The organism is Marinobacter sp. L-13, from assembly GCF_056857715.1.
The window spans coordinates 22,921-38,937 of the sequence record NZ_JBSXNQ010000069.1 but is presented as its reverse complement, the minus strand read 5'-3'; the positions used below and the strand labels follow the sequence as shown (position 1 = coordinate 38,937).

General features: G+C 59.9%; 11 protein-coding genes. 7 read left to right on the top strand and 4 right to left on the bottom strand.

Going from position 1 to position 16,017, the window contains the following annotated elements; genetic code table 11:
* Positions 1-207: 207 nt before the first annotated feature.
* Complete coding sequence (locus tag AC13DD_RS20865; protein ID WP_273070800.1) at positions 208-1,545, top strand: sodium-dependent transporter; 1,338 nt, start codon at positions 208-210, stop codon at positions 1,543-1,545.
* On the opposite strand, the gene AC13DD_RS20860 is transcribed toward AC13DD_RS20865, so the two are convergent.
* The gene (locus AC13DD_RS20860) at positions 1,532-3,448 is read right to left on the bottom strand and encodes a sigma 54-interacting transcriptional regulator (protein ID WP_482931682.1); all 1,917 of its coding nucleotides are present in this window, start codon (positions 3,446-3,448) and stop codon (positions 1,532-1,534) included. The genes AC13DD_RS20865 and AC13DD_RS20860 overlap by 14 nt on opposite strands.
* Positions 3,449-3,761: 313 nt before the next feature.
* Between AC13DD_RS20860 and AC13DD_RS20855 the strand changes: the two genes are divergently transcribed.
* The 4 genes from AC13DD_RS20855 to cynS are packed head-to-tail and all read left to right on the top strand — an operon-like array spanning position 3,762 to position 7,454.
* Positions 3,762-5,183 (top strand): ABC transporter substrate-binding protein, encoded by a 1,422-nt coding sequence (locus tag AC13DD_RS20855; RefSeq protein WP_008170591.1) that lies wholly within the window; start codon positions 3,762-3,764, stop codon positions 5,181-5,183.
* A 2-nt stretch (positions 5,184-5,185) separates the two neighbouring features.
* Positions 5,186-6,013 (top strand): nitrate ABC transporter permease, encoded by an 828-nt coding sequence (gene ntrB, locus AC13DD_RS20850; protein WP_008170590.1) that lies wholly within the window; start codon positions 5,186-5,188, stop codon positions 6,011-6,013.
* A 55-nt stretch (positions 6,014-6,068) separates the two neighbouring features.
* Positions 6,069-6,983 (top strand): ABC transporter ATP-binding protein, encoded by a 915-nt coding sequence (locus AC13DD_RS20845; RefSeq protein ID WP_008170588.1) that lies wholly within the window; start codon positions 6,069-6,071, stop codon positions 6,981-6,983.
* Positions 6,984-7,010: 27 nt separating this feature from the next.
* A complete protein-coding gene (gene cynS, locus AC13DD_RS20840) occupies positions 7,011-7,454 on the top strand; it encodes a cyanase (protein WP_053114755.1) in 444 nt (147 codons plus the stop codon).
* Positions 7,455-7,907: 453 nt separating this feature from the next.
* Here the strand turns inward: cynS and AC13DD_RS20835 are convergent, their stop codons facing one another.
* Together AC13DD_RS20835 and ilvG are read right to left on the bottom strand one after the other, a co-directional pair.
* Complete coding sequence (locus AC13DD_RS20835) at positions 7,908-8,186, bottom strand: ACT domain-containing protein (protein ID WP_476157760.1); 279 nt, start codon at positions 8,184-8,186, stop codon at positions 7,908-7,910.
* Positions 8,183-9,883, bottom strand: coding sequence for an acetolactate synthase 2 catalytic subunit (ilvG, locus tag AC13DD_RS20830; protein WP_482931681.1), 1,701 nt, complete (start codon positions 9,881-9,883; stop codon positions 8,183-8,185). Before ilvG ends, AC13DD_RS20835 begins: the two co-directional genes overlap by 4 nt.
* A gap of 311 nt (positions 9,884-10,194) precedes the next feature.
* Between ilvG and AC13DD_RS20825 the strand changes: the two genes are divergently transcribed.
* Positions 10,195-11,277: an efflux RND transporter periplasmic adaptor subunit gene (locus AC13DD_RS20825; RefSeq protein WP_092031723.1), complete on the top strand. Its 1,083-nt coding sequence runs from the start codon at positions 10,195-10,197 to the stop codon at positions 11,275-11,277.
* A gap of 5 nt (positions 11,278-11,282) precedes the next feature.
* Positions 11,283-14,366: an efflux RND transporter permease subunit gene (locus AC13DD_RS20820; RefSeq protein WP_482931680.1), complete on the top strand. Its 3,084-nt coding sequence runs from the start codon at positions 11,283-11,285 to the stop codon at positions 14,364-14,366.
* On the opposite strand, the gene AC13DD_RS20815 is transcribed toward AC13DD_RS20820, so the two are convergent.
* Positions 14,363-15,988, bottom strand: coding sequence for a methyl-accepting chemotaxis protein (locus AC13DD_RS20815; protein WP_008170578.1), 1,626 nt, complete (start codon positions 15,986-15,988; stop codon positions 14,363-14,365). The genes AC13DD_RS20820 and AC13DD_RS20815 overlap by 4 nt on opposite strands.
* Positions 15,989-16,017: the final 29 nt, after the last annotated feature.

Below are 16,017 nucleotides of genomic sequence, written 5' to 3'. Positions count from 1 at the left end.
GCGGGGTGGCCGGTGAATTTTTCTTGGAAAAAGAACTCGCTTCGCTCAGACACCTTTTTCCGGCGAAAAATTCACCAGCCACCCCACGCCGAGATACCCCCTGAGATATCGCGAAGTTAGTGACTTTGATATCAGTCATGCGGCCCAAGCCATGATTTGCTAGCCTTAAATGCATTGAACGTCCCCGGCATTGGAGAAAGAACCCCCGTGCGAAAGAGCCACGAGTTTATTGAGGAATCCCGCAAACAGTGGAGCTCCGAGCCTGCGTTTGTGGCCTCCATGGCCGCAGCGGCTGTGGGGCTTGGGAACCTGTGGCGGTTTCCGTACATGGTGGGGGAGAACGGTGGTGGCGCTTTTGTGGTGGCCTATCTGCTGGCGCTGATTGTCGTGGTTTTGCCCATCATGATTCTGGAAGTGTCTGCAGGACGTCTTTCCAAGGGCAGTACGGTTCAGACCTACCGGCAGGTGAACCGCTTCGGGGTTGTTTACGGGTGGTTTGTGGTGCTCATCACCATGGCCATTACCAGCTATTACCTGGTGATTACCGGCTGGACCCTGGGTTATGCGGTGGATGCCGCAACAGACAATCTCCGAGTGTTTGGTGACTTTACCGCCGGGTATAACTCGCTCTGGTATTTCTTCGCGGTGACCGTGCTGGGGGCAATCATCCTGGCCAAGGATGTGACGGCCATCGAGCTGATGTCGAAGATCCTGATGCCGGTTTTGATCATTGTGATGATCGGTCTGGTGATTTTCGCCAGCCGCACACCCGGTTGGGAGCAGACCAAGGATTTCTTTTTCCAGGTGGACTGGAGCCGGTTGGCGGACGGCAAGCTGTGGGCGTTTGCGTTCGGGCAGGCGTTCTACACGCTGGCGATTGGCCAGGGCTACCTGGTGACCTATGGCAGTTTTATCCCCCGGCAGACCCACGTGCCCCGGGCCTGTCTGATTGTTGCAGGTACCGAGACCAGTGTGGCGCTGCTGGCGGGCTGGATGATCTTTCCGTTTGTGTTCAGTCTTGGCATGGAGCCCGCGGAGGGCAGTCAACTGGCGTTTGTGACCATGCCTCGGGTGTTCGAGGACATGGTTGGCGGCTACTGGGTGGGTACGCTGTTTTTCAGCCTGTTTTTCATGGCCGCGTTCAGTTCCAGCCTGGCCGGTCTGAAGGTGATGATTGCGGCGGTAGCGGAGGAGTTCCGGCTTAGCAATGGCAAGGCCGTCAGTCTTGTTACCCTGGTGATGCTGGTGCTGGGCACGGCATCGGCACTGAGTTTCACCCCGCTGGAGTGGAACATTGCCGGGGAGCCGGTGCTGGATGTGATCGACCGGGTGGCCGGCGGTAATGTGATCATCTTCTCCGGGGTGTTGGGGGCCGCCATGTTCTGCTGGTTTATTCCGCCCGAGAAGATACGAACGGTGCTGGGCACCCAGAGCCGCTGGTGGGAGTGGCGTATGTACCTGGTTGGTCGCTACCTGCCGCTGGTGATGCTGATCTGGATTGTGGTGACCTATGCCCTGAACCAGGTGGGCATTACTCCGGCCTGACCTGGAACTCCCTGGCGTCGATCTTCAGCTTCTTCAGGCGCGAGGTCAGGGTGGTCGGTTTGATGCCCAGCATGGCCGCCGCGCCGTCATCGCCGAAGACCCGGCCACTGCTCATGGTGAGGGCCCGGGCCAAATTCTGTTTCTCCAGTTCCCGCAACTCCTGCTCCGTCATCAATTCGCCGCTGTAATGTCTCGCAGGCGGCGCTTCTGCCGTGTTGGACCGGGCTGCGGACTCTGGGCCTGGCAGGTCCAGATCCAGCCGGCCGTCGGCGGTGATTACCTGGCGCTCGATCACATTCTCCAACTCCCGCACATTGCCGGGCCAGTGGTAGGCTTTCAGGGTTTCAACGTCACGTTCTTTCAGGGCCAACAGAGGCCGGTTGAACTTCTGGCACGCGCGGTTCAGGAATTCCTGGGCGAGGATGGGGATGTCCTCCAGCCGCCGGCGCAAGGGTACGGATTCGATGGGGAAAACATTCAGGCGGAAGTAGAGGTCTTCCCGGAAGGTTTTTTCCTGAACTTCCGCCTTCAGGTCACGGTTGGTGGCCGCGATCACCCGCACATCCACAGCCCGGGTTCGGTTTTCGCCAACCCGCTCGAATTGCTGATCCTGCAGCACCCGGAGCAGTTTACCCTGGAGTTCAAGGGGGATTTCGCCCACTTCGTCCAGGAACAGGGTGCCGCCGTCGGCCAGTTCGAACCGGCCCACGCGATCGCTGACGGCGCCGGTGAAGGCACCTTTGATGTGGCCGAAGAACTCGCTCTCGAACAGATCCTTGGGGATGGCCGCACAGTTCACCCGAATCAGGGGCCGGTCACGTCGGCTGCTGGACTGGTGGATGGCACGGGCAATCAGCTCCTTGCCCGTGCCGGATTCGCCGGTGATCAGCACGTTGGCATCGGTGGGCGCCACCATACCGATACGGCGCACGATGGCTTTGATGGCCTCGCTCTGGCCGAAGATTTCGTGGAAGTGGTACTCGGCGCTGAGTTCTTCCTGCAGATAGGCGTTCTCCATTTCCAGTCGGTGTTTGAGGGTCTCTACTTCTTCCAGCGCTTTCTGCAGTTCTTTCTGGGCTTCCTGACGGGCGGAAATATCCCGGAACACAACCACCGCGCCCACCGGATGCCCGTTGTCCAGGATCGGTGTGCTGGTGTATTCCACCGGGAAGCCGCTGCCGTCCTTGCGCCAGAACCAGTCCTCGCCAACCCGCTTCACGCTGGCATCGCGGAAGGCGGCGTATATCGGGCAGTCCTTCAGGGGATACAGGCTGCCATCGGCATGGGAGTGGTGCACCACGCGGTGCAGAACCCGCCCCATGAGTTCGTCAATTCGCCACCCCAGCATGCGCTCGGCTGCGGGGTTTGCGAAGGTGCCTCGCCCCTCGGCATCCACCCCGTAAATGCCTTCCCCGACGGCATGCAGGATCAGCTGGTTTTCCCGCTCCATGTCCTTGAACAGTTCTTCCACCCGACGCCATTCAAGCAGGCCGCCCCGGTGGTAGTGGTTGGCATCGTGGCGCTCCCGAAGGGTTCGCAGCTGGCGTCGGTCCCTCAACAACAGCAGCACATTCTGGGTTTCCGCCTCGCCGACCCTGGATGAGGAGATTTCCAGTTCCACGGTGTGGCCGTCCCGGTGCTGGAGGAAGAAATCCCGGCTCCAGCCGTGGCTGCGAAACAGGGTTTCCTCAGTGAATGCAATCAGTTGCGGCCGCTGGTCGGTGAACAGGTGGGTGCATGGCGTTCCGACGAGGGATTGCCGGTCGGAGCCGATCATTCGGCCCATGGCACTGTTGGCGGACAGAATCAGGTCCCTGCCTGCATCTACCAACAGCGCAGCCTCTGGCAGATGGTCAATCCAGTTGCCGGTGATTTCAGGGCGAATGATGGCTTCGGTGTTCATGGCGATTTCCTGAGTCAGTTCCCGAAGGAAGAAACAAACCCTGTGCCAACTACGAAAAATCGCAGTCCGGGCTACGAAAAATCGTGAAATACGAAATGTCGTAGCTCTCCTGTTTTCAGGCTCCTCATTCCTGATGCCTTAAAAACAATGGGTTAAAAAAATAACCGGACTTGGCACAAACCCTGCGATACCTCTCTCAGAACGCGGAGCCGACCCGACCATTTCCAGCCTCGGGCCCGAGCCGCACCTTTGTTGCACCGTGAGAGTGCAGAAATAACCCAAAACTTAGGTCCCAAACCCAGGAGAGTGCGCCATGACCACGAAAAGCCTTGGAAACCCGTTTGACGGTGACAAGTCCCTGATTCATGCCAAGACCTGCGGCTGCCCCGAGTGCAAACCCGGCGACAGCACCCCGTCGATTTCCCTCGATCTCAAGCCCTCTGCCGGCCAGCAGGCAGTTGCTGACGAGCATTTGGATTCAGAAGCGATGATGGATCGCGCCATCGAAGGCGCGGTGGTGCGCTCGGTGTTTGGTCACAACGAACACAGCCGGCGCGCCTTCATGAAAATGATGGGCGCGGGCACCGCGGCGGCCGTTCTGGGCAGCGTGTTCCCGATGGAAAAGGCCAAGGCCGCGGTGAAGGAATCCCTGGGCAAGCTCGAGAAGACCAAGCTGAACGTTGGTTTTGTACCGATCACCTGCGCCACGCCTATCATCATGGCCCACCCGATGGGCTTTTATGAGCGGTACGGCCTCGATGTGACCGTCACCAAGACCGCAGGTTGGGCGGTGGCCCGGGACAAGTCCCTGGCTGGCGAATACGACGCCTCACATATGCTTACTCCCATGCCCCTGGCGATGACCATGGGCGCGGGCTCCACACCGGAGCCGTTCATCATGCCGGCCGTTGAGAACATCAATGGCCAGGCCATCGTGCTGCACGTCGACCACAAGGACAAGCGCGACCCGAAACAGTGGAAAGGCTTCAAGTTTGGCGTGCCGTTCGAGTACTCCATGCACAACTTCCTGCTGCGTTACTACCTGGCCGAGAACGGTATCGACCCGGACAAAGATGTGCAGATCCGTGTGGTCCCGCCACCCGAGATGGTTGCCAACCTCCGCGCCGGTAACCTGGATGGCTACTTGTCACCGGATCCGTTCAACCAGCGTGCTGTTTGGGAGAAGGTGGGCTTCATCCACATGCTGACCAAGGACATCTGGGAAGGCCACCCGTGCTGCGCCTTTGCCTGCAGCAAGCAGTTCGCGACCCAGAACCCGAACACCTACGGCGCCCTGTTGCGCGCCATCATCGACGCGACGCAGTACTCCAACAATCCGGATAACCGTAAGGAAATCTCCGAAGCCATCGCGCCAAAGAACTATCTGAACCAGCCGGTTCCGGTGATTCAGCAGGTGCTGACCGGCTACTACGCCGATGGCCTTGGCGAGGTAAAAGACGTGCCGGACCGCATCGACTTCGACCCGTTCCCGTGGCACTCCATGGGCGTGTGGATCCTCACCCAGATGAAGCGCTGGGGTTATATCGAGGGTGATGTGGACTACAAAGGCATTGCCGAGCAGGTCTACCTGGCGAGCGAGACCGGCAAGATCATGGAAGAACTGGGTTACACCGCTCCGGACAAGACCTACAAGACCCACACCATCATGGGCAAGACGTTCGATTCTGATCGTGCCGAAGAATACGCACGCAGCTTCGACATCGGGAGGGTGTAACCATGGCTTCCCTGAACGTCCGGGCAGCACTGCTGTCGGTGTCGTTCCTGATTCTGGCCCTGGGGCTCTGGGAAATGGCAACCCAGCCCCCGGAGGCCCAGACAGGACTGACCGAATACGAAATGCTGATGGGTGGTGTGGAGCAGGAATCCCGGGTGCCGCCACCCTCGGCGGTGATCAAGCTGGCCTGGGCGGAGTTGTCCGATCCGTTCTATGACGCCGGCGCCAACGACAAGGGCATCGGCATCCAGCTGGCCTATTCGGTGTACCGGGTATTGACCGGCTACCTGGCGGCCATGGCCATTGCGCTGCCCGTCGGGTTCCTGATCGGCATGTCGCCGCTGATGTACAAGGCCCTGAACCCTTACATCCAGGTGCTGCGGCCAATTTCGCCGCTGGCCTGGATGCCCCTGGCCCTGTTCATCATCCAGGACTCCGATGCCTCAGCGATCTTTGTGATCTTCATCTGCTCGATCTGGCCAATGCTTCTGAACACCGCCTTTGGTGTGGCGAACGTGAGGCAGGACTGGGTCAACGTGGCCCGCACCCACGAACTCGGCCCACTGCGCACCGCCATTACGGTGATCCTGCCGGCCGCAGCACCCACCATTCTGACCGGCATGCGGATCTCGATTGGCATTGCCTGGCTGGTCATCGTGGCCGCGGAAATGCTCGTGGGCGGCACCGGCATTGGCTACTACGTGTGGAACGAATGGAACAACCTGGATCTGGCCAGTGTGATCTTCTCCATCCTGATGATCGGGGTGGTGGGCATGCTGCTCGACCTGGCCCTGGGCAAGGCCCAGAAACTGGTGGAATACAAAGAATGAGCGGTCCGGCACCGGTTTCCGGTGCCGGCCTCAACCCTCCGAATGGAGACCTGTTATGAGTAAGTCATTCCTGGAAGTAGATGGCCTGTCCAAAGTCTATCCGGACGGCCAGGGCGGTGAGCTGACCGTCTTCGAGGATATCCGCTTTGCCCTGGAGAAAGGTGAGTTTGTTTGCATCATCGGCCACTCCGGTTGCGGCAAATCCACCATCCTGAACGTGTTGGCAGGCCTGGACGAAGCCAGCGCCGGCAACGTGGTGATGAACGGCAAGGAAATCAAAGGCCCAGGCCTTGAGCGCGGGGTTGTGTTCCAGAACTACAGCCTGCTGCCCTGGAAAACCACCCTGAACAACATCGTCTTCGCCGTGCGCGCCCGCTGGCCGGAGTGGTCCAAGGAAAAGGTGAAAGAGCACAGCGAACGCTACCTGAAGATGGTGGGCCTGGACCACGCCCTGAACCGCAAGCCGTCCCAGCTGTCCGGCGGTATGCGTCAGCGGGTGAGTATCGCCCGGGCCTTCGCCACCCAGCCGGAACTCCTGCTGCTGGACGAGCCTTTCGGCGCGCTGGATGCGCTCACCCGGGGTGTGATTCAGGACGAGCTGGTGAAAATCTGGGAAGAAACCCGCCAGACCGTGTTCATGATCACCCACGATGTGGACGAAGCCATTCTACTGTCTGACCGCATCTTCCTGATGTCGAACGGCCCCAACGCCCGCATCGCTGAGAGCGTGAAAGTGGACATTCCGCACCCGCGGGCCCGGGCCACCATCTTCCAGAACCCGGCCTACCACAAAACCCGGGACTACCTGGTGGACTTCCTGGTCAACCGAAGCGGCTCGGCTCTGCCGGAAAAAGACGGCACCCCGAAAATCGTCGAACCCGCCAAAGGCGTTGCCCAGTCCACGCCAGCGTCTGCCGACTCTGAAACCGAATCCGAATCTGAGACTGCCGCCCGTGCGGTGAATGCCTGACGTTAAAACCCAAGAGAGGAAACAGCCATGATGAACAAAGAACTGATGACCGCAAAAATCCTGGAAGCCAAAGTGTCCAAGGGTATGACCTGGGAATCCATCGCCGAAACCATCGGCCTATCCCCGGTGTTCACCACCTCAGCGGCCCTGGGTATGAACAGCCTCACCGAAGACAAGGCCTTCGCCCTGTGCGAAGTGCTCGACCTCGACAAGCCAATAGCCGAAGCCCTGCAGGTCTGCCCCAAAAAAGCCTGGGACGGTGCTGTTCCGCAGGATCCGCTGATCTATCGTTTGTACGAAGTGGTGGGTGTCTATGGCGATACCATGAAAGAGCTCATCCATGAGAAGTTCGGCGACGGCATCATGAGTGCCATCGATTTCACCATGGACATCGAGAAGGAAGAGAATCCGAAGGGCGACCGTGTGGTCGTGACTATGAACGGGAAGTTCCTGCCTTACAAAGCCTGGTAAATCGGAAGAGCCCGCCTTTGTAGCCTGTTGGTTGAGGGGCGGGCCTGCGGGGTGGCAGGTGGAGTTTTTCTTGGAAAAAGAACTCGCTTCGCTCAGACACCTTTTTCCGGCGAAAAATCCACCTGCCACCCCGCGCCGACGTGCAACACGGGTTCACCGGTTTAAGGATTTTTGTGCTTTTGTAGGTTGGATTAGCCGCAGGCGTAATCCAACGGGTTTTGTCGGATTACGCTTCGCTAATCCTACGAAATATTCCCTTTAGAATTATCGCTGCTGCCCGTCGGTAGGGGGTGGGGGTATTTTTTCTGACAGGGAAAAGATGTCTGAGCGCAGCGAGTTGTTTTCCCCGAAGAAAAGATACCCCCACCCCCGTACCTGCCCGCCAAATCTCAGGCTACAGAAAGACCACGCCCGCCAAACCTCAGGCTAGGAAAGGACGATACCCCCAAAGTCTCAGGCCGAACGAGACCGGGCCACAGATCCAGCCGCGAGGGCAACCTCGGCAACGGTGTGAAGCTTCTCCAGTTGCGACTGCAACATGGCAATCGGCCGCGTTCCCTCCAGCGTCAGCGCGATATTCAAATGCTCGCCGGCGGTTTCGACCGCCATGGTGGCAATCCGGAACCCGCGGATGCGGACCACCTGGCAGAGCCGCTCCAGGGCGGCGGCTTCGTGGGTCATGCGGCAGTTGATGGTATAGCTGGGTGTCGAAGGTTGGCTTTGCGCGTTCATGCAACTTGCTCCTTGCTGGCTTTAGCGGTGCGGGCGGTTTCGTCGATCATGTCGGTATTGCTGGCGCCAGGTTTTACGATGGGCCAGACGTTCTCTTCACGGCTGATGGCGACGTGCAGCAGCATCGGGCCGTTGTAGGCCAGGATGGTTTCAATGCCGCGGCGGATCTGGTCGGTGCGTTCGATGTGCAGGGCCGGGATATCGAAGGCCCGGGCCATGGCTACGAAGTCCGGGTTGTCGTCCAGGTTTATCTGGCTTTCCCGGTTGTTGTAGAACAGCTCCTGCTGCTGGCGGACCATGCCCAGGCACTGGTTGTCCATGACGATCAGTTTTACCGGCAGGTTGTAGCGGCGGATGGTGGCCAGTTCCTGGGCGTTCATCATGAAAGAGCCATCGCCGGTGACGTTGATGACGGTGCTGTTGCGATCCGCAAACTGGGCGCCGATGGCGGCGGGCAGGCCGAAGCCCATGGTGCCGAGGCCGCCGCTGGTCAGGTGATGGCGCGGATGATCGAAGTCGTAGTGCTGGGCTACCCACATCTGGTGCTGGCCAACGTCGCAGGCGATCACGGTGTCGTCCGGGGCAATCCGGGAGAGTTGGCGGATAAACGCTGGGCCGGTAATCGGGGCCAGGGGCTCTTCGTTGTCAGCGGCGTGGAAGCCGCCGGTGGTGTACCAGGTACGGCACTGTTTCTGCCATTCACTGATGGCCAGTGGCTCGGCCTGCAAGGCGCCCGCCAATGCTTTCAGGATGTGGTTCAGATCACCGCGAATGGCCAGATCGGCATCGCGCAATTTGTTGATCTCGGCGGCATCAGCATCAATGTGGATCATCCTGGCATTGGGTGCAAAGCCGTCCAGTTTGCCGGTGGCGCGATCGTCCAGGCGGGCGCCGATGACCAGCAGCAGGTCGCACTCGTCGACGGCCTTGTTGGCGGCCCGGGAGCCATGCATGCCCAGCATGCCGAGGTTGTAGGGGTTGTATTTGCCGGGGTTGCCAATGCCCTTGAGCGTGACAACCGCCGGCAGGGCTGAGGACTCCGCAAAGGCCCGGAAGGTCTCCTCGGCGTGGGCCAGGCTGATGCCACCGCCGGTGTAAAGCAGGGGCTTGCGGGCGGCGCGCAGCATCGCCAGGGCTTCCGTCAGGTCGGTTGAAGCTGTTTCACGGGCTTCAGGCTGGGGGAAGGGCGCATCGGCCGCTTCGGACAGCAACAGGTCCTTGGGGATATCAATCCAGACCGGCCCGGGGCGACCGCTCTGAGCCAGTTCGATCGCCTCTTCCATGATGGTCGGCAGGCTGTTGGCATCATCGATCAGGTAGCTGTGTTTAACGATGCCCAGGGTCATGCCCAGTACGTCGGTTTCCTGGAAGGCGTCGGTGCCGATCAGGCCCGAGGGAACCTGGCCGGTGATCACCAGCATGGGAATGGAATCCCGGTGCGCGTTGGCAACGCCGGTGATCAGGTTGGTGGCGCCGGGGCCCGACGTGGCAATGCAGACGCCCAGCTTGCCACTGGCCCGGGCGTAGCCGTCTGCCGCCAGGGCGCAGCCCTGTTCATGGCGGCACAGCACATGCTCCACGCCCACATCGTCCACCAGCGCGTCGTATAGCGGCATGATGCAGCCACCCGGATATCCGAAAACCGTGCTGATGTTGTGGCGGTGGAACGCGTCAAGAATGTGCTGTGCGCCGTTCATGGTCGTCTTTCCCTTTTCTTTTGCCGTAAAAAAAGAAACCCCGGGACCTTTCGGTGCCGGGGGTTTCTGGTGTCTTGTCAGGTTTGTCGCTATCTCACCCGCTTGTCCACGCAGAAGCCCCCGGACGGTACCACGACCACCAGGACAAGCTTCACAAGGACAATCACTGCGTTGAGATTCATAAAATCGACAGTCTGCTCTGAATTCGTAAAAAGATTCTGTGTAGAATCTACCCCACGTTTTTAGCCGGATGCAACCGTTAATTGCCGGTTTTTTCTGCCAACCTCCGATTCAGCAACAGTGAGCATTCAATGACGAAAGCAAAATGGGGTTCTCTTGGGCTGTCACTTCTGATCGTGATCGCAATGGTGATCTGGATGGCGACTGGCGAGGTGAAGGTGGCCAGTGACGAGGCTCCGGAACGTCAGGACAGCGGCGATGGCCAGCCTACAACGGTGCAGGTGGAAACCCTGACGGCCCGGCTGCATGAGCCGGGCCTGATGCTGCAGGGCCAGTTGGAGCCCTGGAGTTCGGTGATGCTGAGTGCCCAGGTGCCCGGCCGCGTGGAGTCTCTGGCTGTGAGTCTGGGTGAGCAGGTCCAGCAGGGTCAGAAGCTGCTTACGATAGCTGATGAAGGGCGGAGTGCCGCGGTGTTGCGCTGGCAGTCCCAGGTTCGGAAACTGGAAGCGGACCTGGTGGCGGCCCGCCGGCTCCGCGCCAATAACCTTGCCTCGGAATCCCAGATTTTGAGCCTGGAAAGCGAACTTGCTGCCGCTGAAGCGGAGCTGACCGGTGCCCGACAGGCCATCAGCCACCTCACTCCCGAGGCGCCTTTTGACGGCATTATCAACAGCAAATCGGTGGATATCGGCGATCTGGTGCAGGTGGGTTCCCCCCTGTTTCAATTGGTGAGGGTGGATCGCCTGAAGGCTACCGCGCAGATCCCCCAGCAATCGGTGGGCAATGTGGCGCCCGGTCAGTCTGTTCGCGTGGATTTGCTGGATGGCAGCCGTCTTTCTGGCGTGGTGACCTTTGTGGCCAGCGCTGCCTCGCCCGAAACCCGGAGTTTTGCCGTGGAGATCGCGGTGGAGAATCCGGATCGCAAACGGGTGGCCGGTGGCAGCGCCAGCCTGCGGGTGGCATTGCCGGAGGTAAAGGCGATGTTTATCTCACCCGCTTATTTGTCCCTCGGTGATGACGGTCGCCCCGGTGTGAAATACGTGAACGGTGAGAACCGTGTCGAGTTCGGTGAAGTGAAGTTGTTGAGTGTATCCACCGAGGGTGCCTGGGTGACCGGTTTGCCGGATGAGATCCGTCTGATTACCCGCGGCGGTGGGTTCGTGAGCACCGGTGAGCAGGTCGTGCCGGTCGACGCCGCTGAAAACAGGGGCTAGACCGCATGCGCGCACTGATCTTTGCCGCCATCGACCGCAGCCGGACCACCTTGCTGACGCTGCTGTTCCTGATTCTCGGGGGGATTGCCGCGTTTCAGACCATCCCCAAGGAAGCCAACCCCGACGTCACCATTCCGATGATCTATGTCTCCATGACCCTGGACGGAATCAGCCCGGAGGACGCCGAGCGCCTTCTTGTTCGTCCCATGGAGCAGGAATTGCGTTCGCTGGAAGGCATCAAGGAAATGCGGGGTACGGCCTCGGAAGGGCATGCCTCGGTGATGCTGGAATTTGATGCCGGGTTTGATCCGGACAAGGCGCTGCAGGATGTTCGCGAGAAAGTGGATACCGCCCGAACCAAGCTGCCCCAGGAGGCGGACGAGCCCAGGGTGAACGAAATCAACGTGTCCCTGTTCCCGGTGTTGTCCGTGGGTCTGTCTGGCCCCTTGTCGGAGCGGGAGCTGATAACCATCGCCCGGCGGTTCCAGGATGCCATCGAGTCTATCCCGGAAGTTCTGGAAGTGGAGATTGGTGGCGATCGGGAGGATCTGCTGGAAATCGTGGTCGATCCCCAGGTGCTGGAGAGCTATGGCGTTGATTTTGATCAGCTGGCTTCGCTGGTAACCCGCAACAATCAGCTGGTGGCGGCCGGCTCGCTGGATACCGGCAATGGCCGCATGGCCCTGAAAGTGCCCGGGGTGATCGAAACCATCGAGGATGTGATGTCCATGCCGATCAAGGTGGACGGTGACACAGTGGTCACCTTCGGCGATGTGGCCATGCTCCAGCGTACCTTCAAGGACCCCACCGGTTTCGCTCGTATCAATGGGGAGCCGGCGCTGGTGCTGGAAGTCTCCAAGCGCTCGGGTGCCAACATTATCGAGACCATTGCCCAGGTTCGTGAGTTGATTGATCAGGCCAGACCGGAGCTGCCGGACTCTCTGGAAATCCGCTACATCATGGACCAGTCCGAGGAAGTCCGGGATATTCTCAGTGACCTGCTGAATAACGTGCTCACCGCCATCGTGCTGGTTCTGATTGTGGTGATTGCCGCCATGGGGCCGCGTTCGGCGGTTATGGTGGGGCTGACGATTCCTGGTGCCTTCCTCACCGGCATCCTGGTGATCTGGAGCATGGGGCTCACGCTCAACATCGTGGTGCTGTTCAGTCTGATCCTGGTGGCCGGCATGCTGGTGGATGGCGCCATTGTTGTGTCGGAGCTGGCGGACCGGAACCTGTCGGAGGGGCAGACGGTAAAGCACGCCTGGGCCGAGGCGGCCAGTCGCATGGCCTGGCCCATTATTGCGTCGACCGCAACCACGCTGGCGGTGTTTGTGCCGTTGTTGTTCTGGCCCGGCGTTGTCGGGGAGTTCATGAAGTTCCTGCCGCTGACGGTGATTATCTGTCTGATTGCTTCCCTGGCCATGGCGCTGGTGTTCCTGCCCGTGCTGGGCAGCACCAGTGGGGGGCGCCGGGCGCGGCAGGGGCATTCTTCGGGGCGCCTGATGGAGGGTTATCGACGGGTACTGGGGCTGCTACTTCGTTCACCGGGGCTGACGTTGATTGGTGTGCTCTGCGTGATCGCCGTGATCTACGCCGCGTACGCCCGCTTCAACCATGGGGTTGAGTTCTTCCCCAGTGTGGAGCCGGATTCCGCCCAGGTTCAGGTGAGGGCGAGGGGTGATCTTTCAGTGTGGGAGCGGGATGCCATTGTGCGTGAAGTGGAGCAGCGGTTGCGTGGCATGCCCGAGGTGAAGGCCCTGTACGCCCGCTCAATGGTACAGACCAGCTCGCAACTGGCGCCAGATGTCATAGGCGTTCTGCAATTCCAGTTTACCGACTGGTTCACCCGGCGACCGGCCAGCGCGATTCTCGAGGACTTCCGCGACATGACCTCTGATATAGCGGGCGTTGAGCTGGAATTCCGCAAACAGGAAGGTGGGCCTGCCGAAGGCAAACCGATAGAGCTACAGGTGAGCAGCCGCGAAGCAAACAGTCTCAATGGCTACGTGGACGAAATCAAAGACCGCATGCGTGAGCTCGGTGGTTTCGTGGACATCGAAGACGACCGCAGCCTTCCGGGGATTGAGTGGCGGCTGCAGGTTGACCGGGAAGCCGCCGCTCGCTTCGGTACCGATGTGCTGGGTATCGGCAGTGCCGTGCGCTTGGTGACCAACGGGTTGAAACTGGCCACCTATCGCCCTGAAGACGTGCGGGATGAAGTGGACATCGTGGTGCGAGTTCCGAATAACTGGCGGGAACTGGATCATCTGCAGCGCCAGACCATTCATACCTCCCGGGGCCAGGTGCCGCTCTCTGAATTCGTCGATCTTCGCCCCGGCGACAAAACCAACAGTATTGTCCGGGTGGATGGCCAGCGCACGGTAACCATCAAATCCGATCTGGCACAGGGGCGCCGCGTGGATGAGCTGCTGCGGGCCCTGCAGGCCGAGATGCCGGAACCGCCAGAGGGAATTTCGGTGAAGTTTGCCGGCGAGAACGAGGATCAGCAGCAGGCATCAAACTTCCTTGCGACGGCCTTCCTGGTAGCCATCGGCCTCATGCTGTTGATACTGGTGACCCAGTTCAATTCGTTGTACCAGACCTTCCTGATTCTCTCGGCGATTGTGCTCTCCACCGCCGGGGTGCTGCTCGGGCTTCTGGTAAACGGTCAGTCGTTCGGCATTGTGATGGTGGGAATGGGTACGATTGCCCTGGCAGGCATCGTGGTAAACAACAACATCATTCTGATCGATACCTACAACCAGATGCGCAAGGACGGGGTTGAGGCCTACGAGGCCGCCCTGGAAACCGGTTGCCTTCGCCTGAGGCCGGTGCTGCTGACGGCCATCACCACTGTGCTGGGGTTGATGCCCATGGTCCTCGGCGTCAATGTGGACCTGCTGACGCCCTCCCTGGGCCTTGGTGCGCCATCAACCCAGTGGTGGACCCAGCTGTCCAGTGCCATCGCGGGGGGGTTGGCGTTTGCTACGGTGCTGACGCTGTTGCTCACACCTGCATTGCTGGTGCTGGGTAACCGGGCCGGTCGGGCTTTCGGGAGTCTGACCAGCCGCTTCCGAACTACTTAATGCTTGATCCGGCCCGCCAGTTCCTGGGCCCGGGCAGCCATGGCTTCCAGTTCAGGTACCGTGCGCAGGTTGTTTTCAGCAGCCTGGTGCATGGCTTCGGAGGTTTCGGCCACATCCGTGACATTGCGGTTGATGTCTTCACAGACACTGGTCTGTTCTTCGGCCGCTGTAGCAACCTGGGTTGTTGCGTCGTTGATGCTGCCCATGCGCCGGTTGATTTCGGCCAGGGTGGCGCGTACGGCTTCAACGGCCTCGCTGCTTTCCTGAGCTACAACGCCTGAGGCCTGCATGAACTCGGTGGCGTCCCGCGAAGCCCCACTGATGGCGCCGATGATCTGGTCGATTTCCACGGTGGCTTCCTGGGTCTTGGCAGCCAGGTTCCGGACTTCATCGGCAACCACCGCGAATCCGCGACCTGCGTCGCCGGCCCGGGCCGCCTCGATGGCGGCGTTCAGTGCCAGCAGGTTGGTCTGGTCTGCAATTTCCCGGATAACCTGCATAACGTCGCCGACCTTCTTGCCATCATTGGCGAGTTGGTTAACGGTTTCGGCCGAGTTCCGGATCTGGTCGGTCAGACGCCGCATGCTGTCTACCGCCTTGTTGATCTGCGAATCCGCTGTAGCCGTCTCGTCGGATGTCTGGCTCACTTCGGTGGCTACCGAGGCAGCGTGACTGGCCACATCCTCCGCGGTGGCAGACATTTCGTTCATGGCTGTCGCAATCTGCTCAATGCGCTGGTGGGCCAGGTCAGACTGGCTGACGACACTGTCGGCGTTCTGGCGGATCAACTCGCCGGTATCGTTCAGTTGCCTGGCGTTCTCGCTCAGTTGGCTTCCGGTATCGCTGAGGAAGCGGTGCAGGCTTCGGGCAGCGTCGGCCAATTGCCCCAATTCGTCAGCCCGCTGCATGGTTACAGGATCCGAAAGATCACCGTCGCCCAGTCGGGAGATCTGCGAGGTGAGCTTCTGTGCGGGCCGGACCACACCTGACAAAAGGATCATTATCAGCGCGATGGTACCCAGAATGATGGCGGCAATCAGAAGACCCGCCACCAGCCAGCTACGCTCGGTGACAACGGTGTTCAGGGTTCGGGCCCGGACAAGGCTATCTTCACGGACTGCGGTTGCAGCATCTACAATCAGTCTGGCAGGTTCACGGTCGATCCCCTGTACCGCGGCATCGCCTGCGTTCGGATCAAAGCCTGAGCGTGTGAACGCCTCGAATCCCTCACGATAGGCACGCCCCATCGTCTGGTGTGCCTGTTTGAAGTCGGACATCAGTGACTTTGCCTGTGGCTCCTGAATTCGGGGAATCAGGTCATCAAGCTGGCTCTGTATTGATGCTTCGCGCTGCTGAAATCGGCCCCAGTATTTGTCCAGTTGTTCCGGGTCGGCTCCGCGGATCAGGACGTTTTTCCACTCCTGGACCTGGGTCTTGAAATCAGAAAGCACATCCTGGGCTTCAAGGGCGTTCACCATCCTGGTACTTACAAGACTGTTGAAGTCATCTTTGACTTTCAGGGAGAAGTTCAGGTAAATCACCGCCACTGCGGCGACGACTAGATTTGCCGTCAAAACGACGAGAAGAACCCGGTTGAGAATGCTTTTCGAGTACCAGTTCATCAGCTATTCCTGGGAGCGATCGATGGTAA

Bases quoted from the DNA above. Each gene is read 5' to 3' on its own strand.
- ntrB (WP_008170590.1), top strand. From the start codon at position 5,186: ATGGCTTCCCTGAACGTCCGGGCAGCACTGCTGTCGGTGTCGTTCCTG.
- AC13DD_RS20820 (WP_482931680.1), top strand. From the start codon at position 11,283: ATGCGCGCACTGATCTTTGCCGCCATCGACCGCAGCCGGACCACCTTG.
- AC13DD_RS20825 (WP_092031723.1), top strand. From the start codon at position 10,195: ATGACGAAAGCAAAATGGGGTTCTCTTGGGCTGTCACTTCTGATCGTG.
- AC13DD_RS20845 (WP_008170588.1), top strand. From the start codon at position 6,069: ATGAGTAAGTCATTCCTGGAAGTAGATGGCCTGTCCAAAGTCTATCCG.
- ilvG (WP_482931681.1), bottom strand. From the start codon at position 9,883: ATGAACGGCGCACAGCACATTCTTGACGCGTTCCACCGCCACAACATC.
- AC13DD_RS20835 (WP_476157760.1), bottom strand. From the start codon at position 8,186: ATGAACGCGCAAAGCCAACCTTCGACACCCAGCTATACCATCAACTGC.
- cynS (WP_053114755.1), top strand. From the start codon at position 7,011: ATGATGAACAAAGAACTGATGACCGCAAAAATCCTGGAAGCCAAAGTG.
- AC13DD_RS20855 (WP_008170591.1), top strand. From the start codon at position 3,762: ATGACCACGAAAAGCCTTGGAAACCCGTTTGACGGTGACAAGTCCCTG.
- AC13DD_RS20860 (WP_482931682.1), bottom strand. From the start codon at position 3,448: ATGAACACCGAAGCCATCATTCGCCCTGAAATCACCGGCAACTGGATT.
- AC13DD_RS20815 (WP_008170578.1), bottom strand. From the start codon at position 15,988: ATGAACTGGTACTCGAAAAGCATTCTCAACCGGGTTCTTCTCGTCGTT.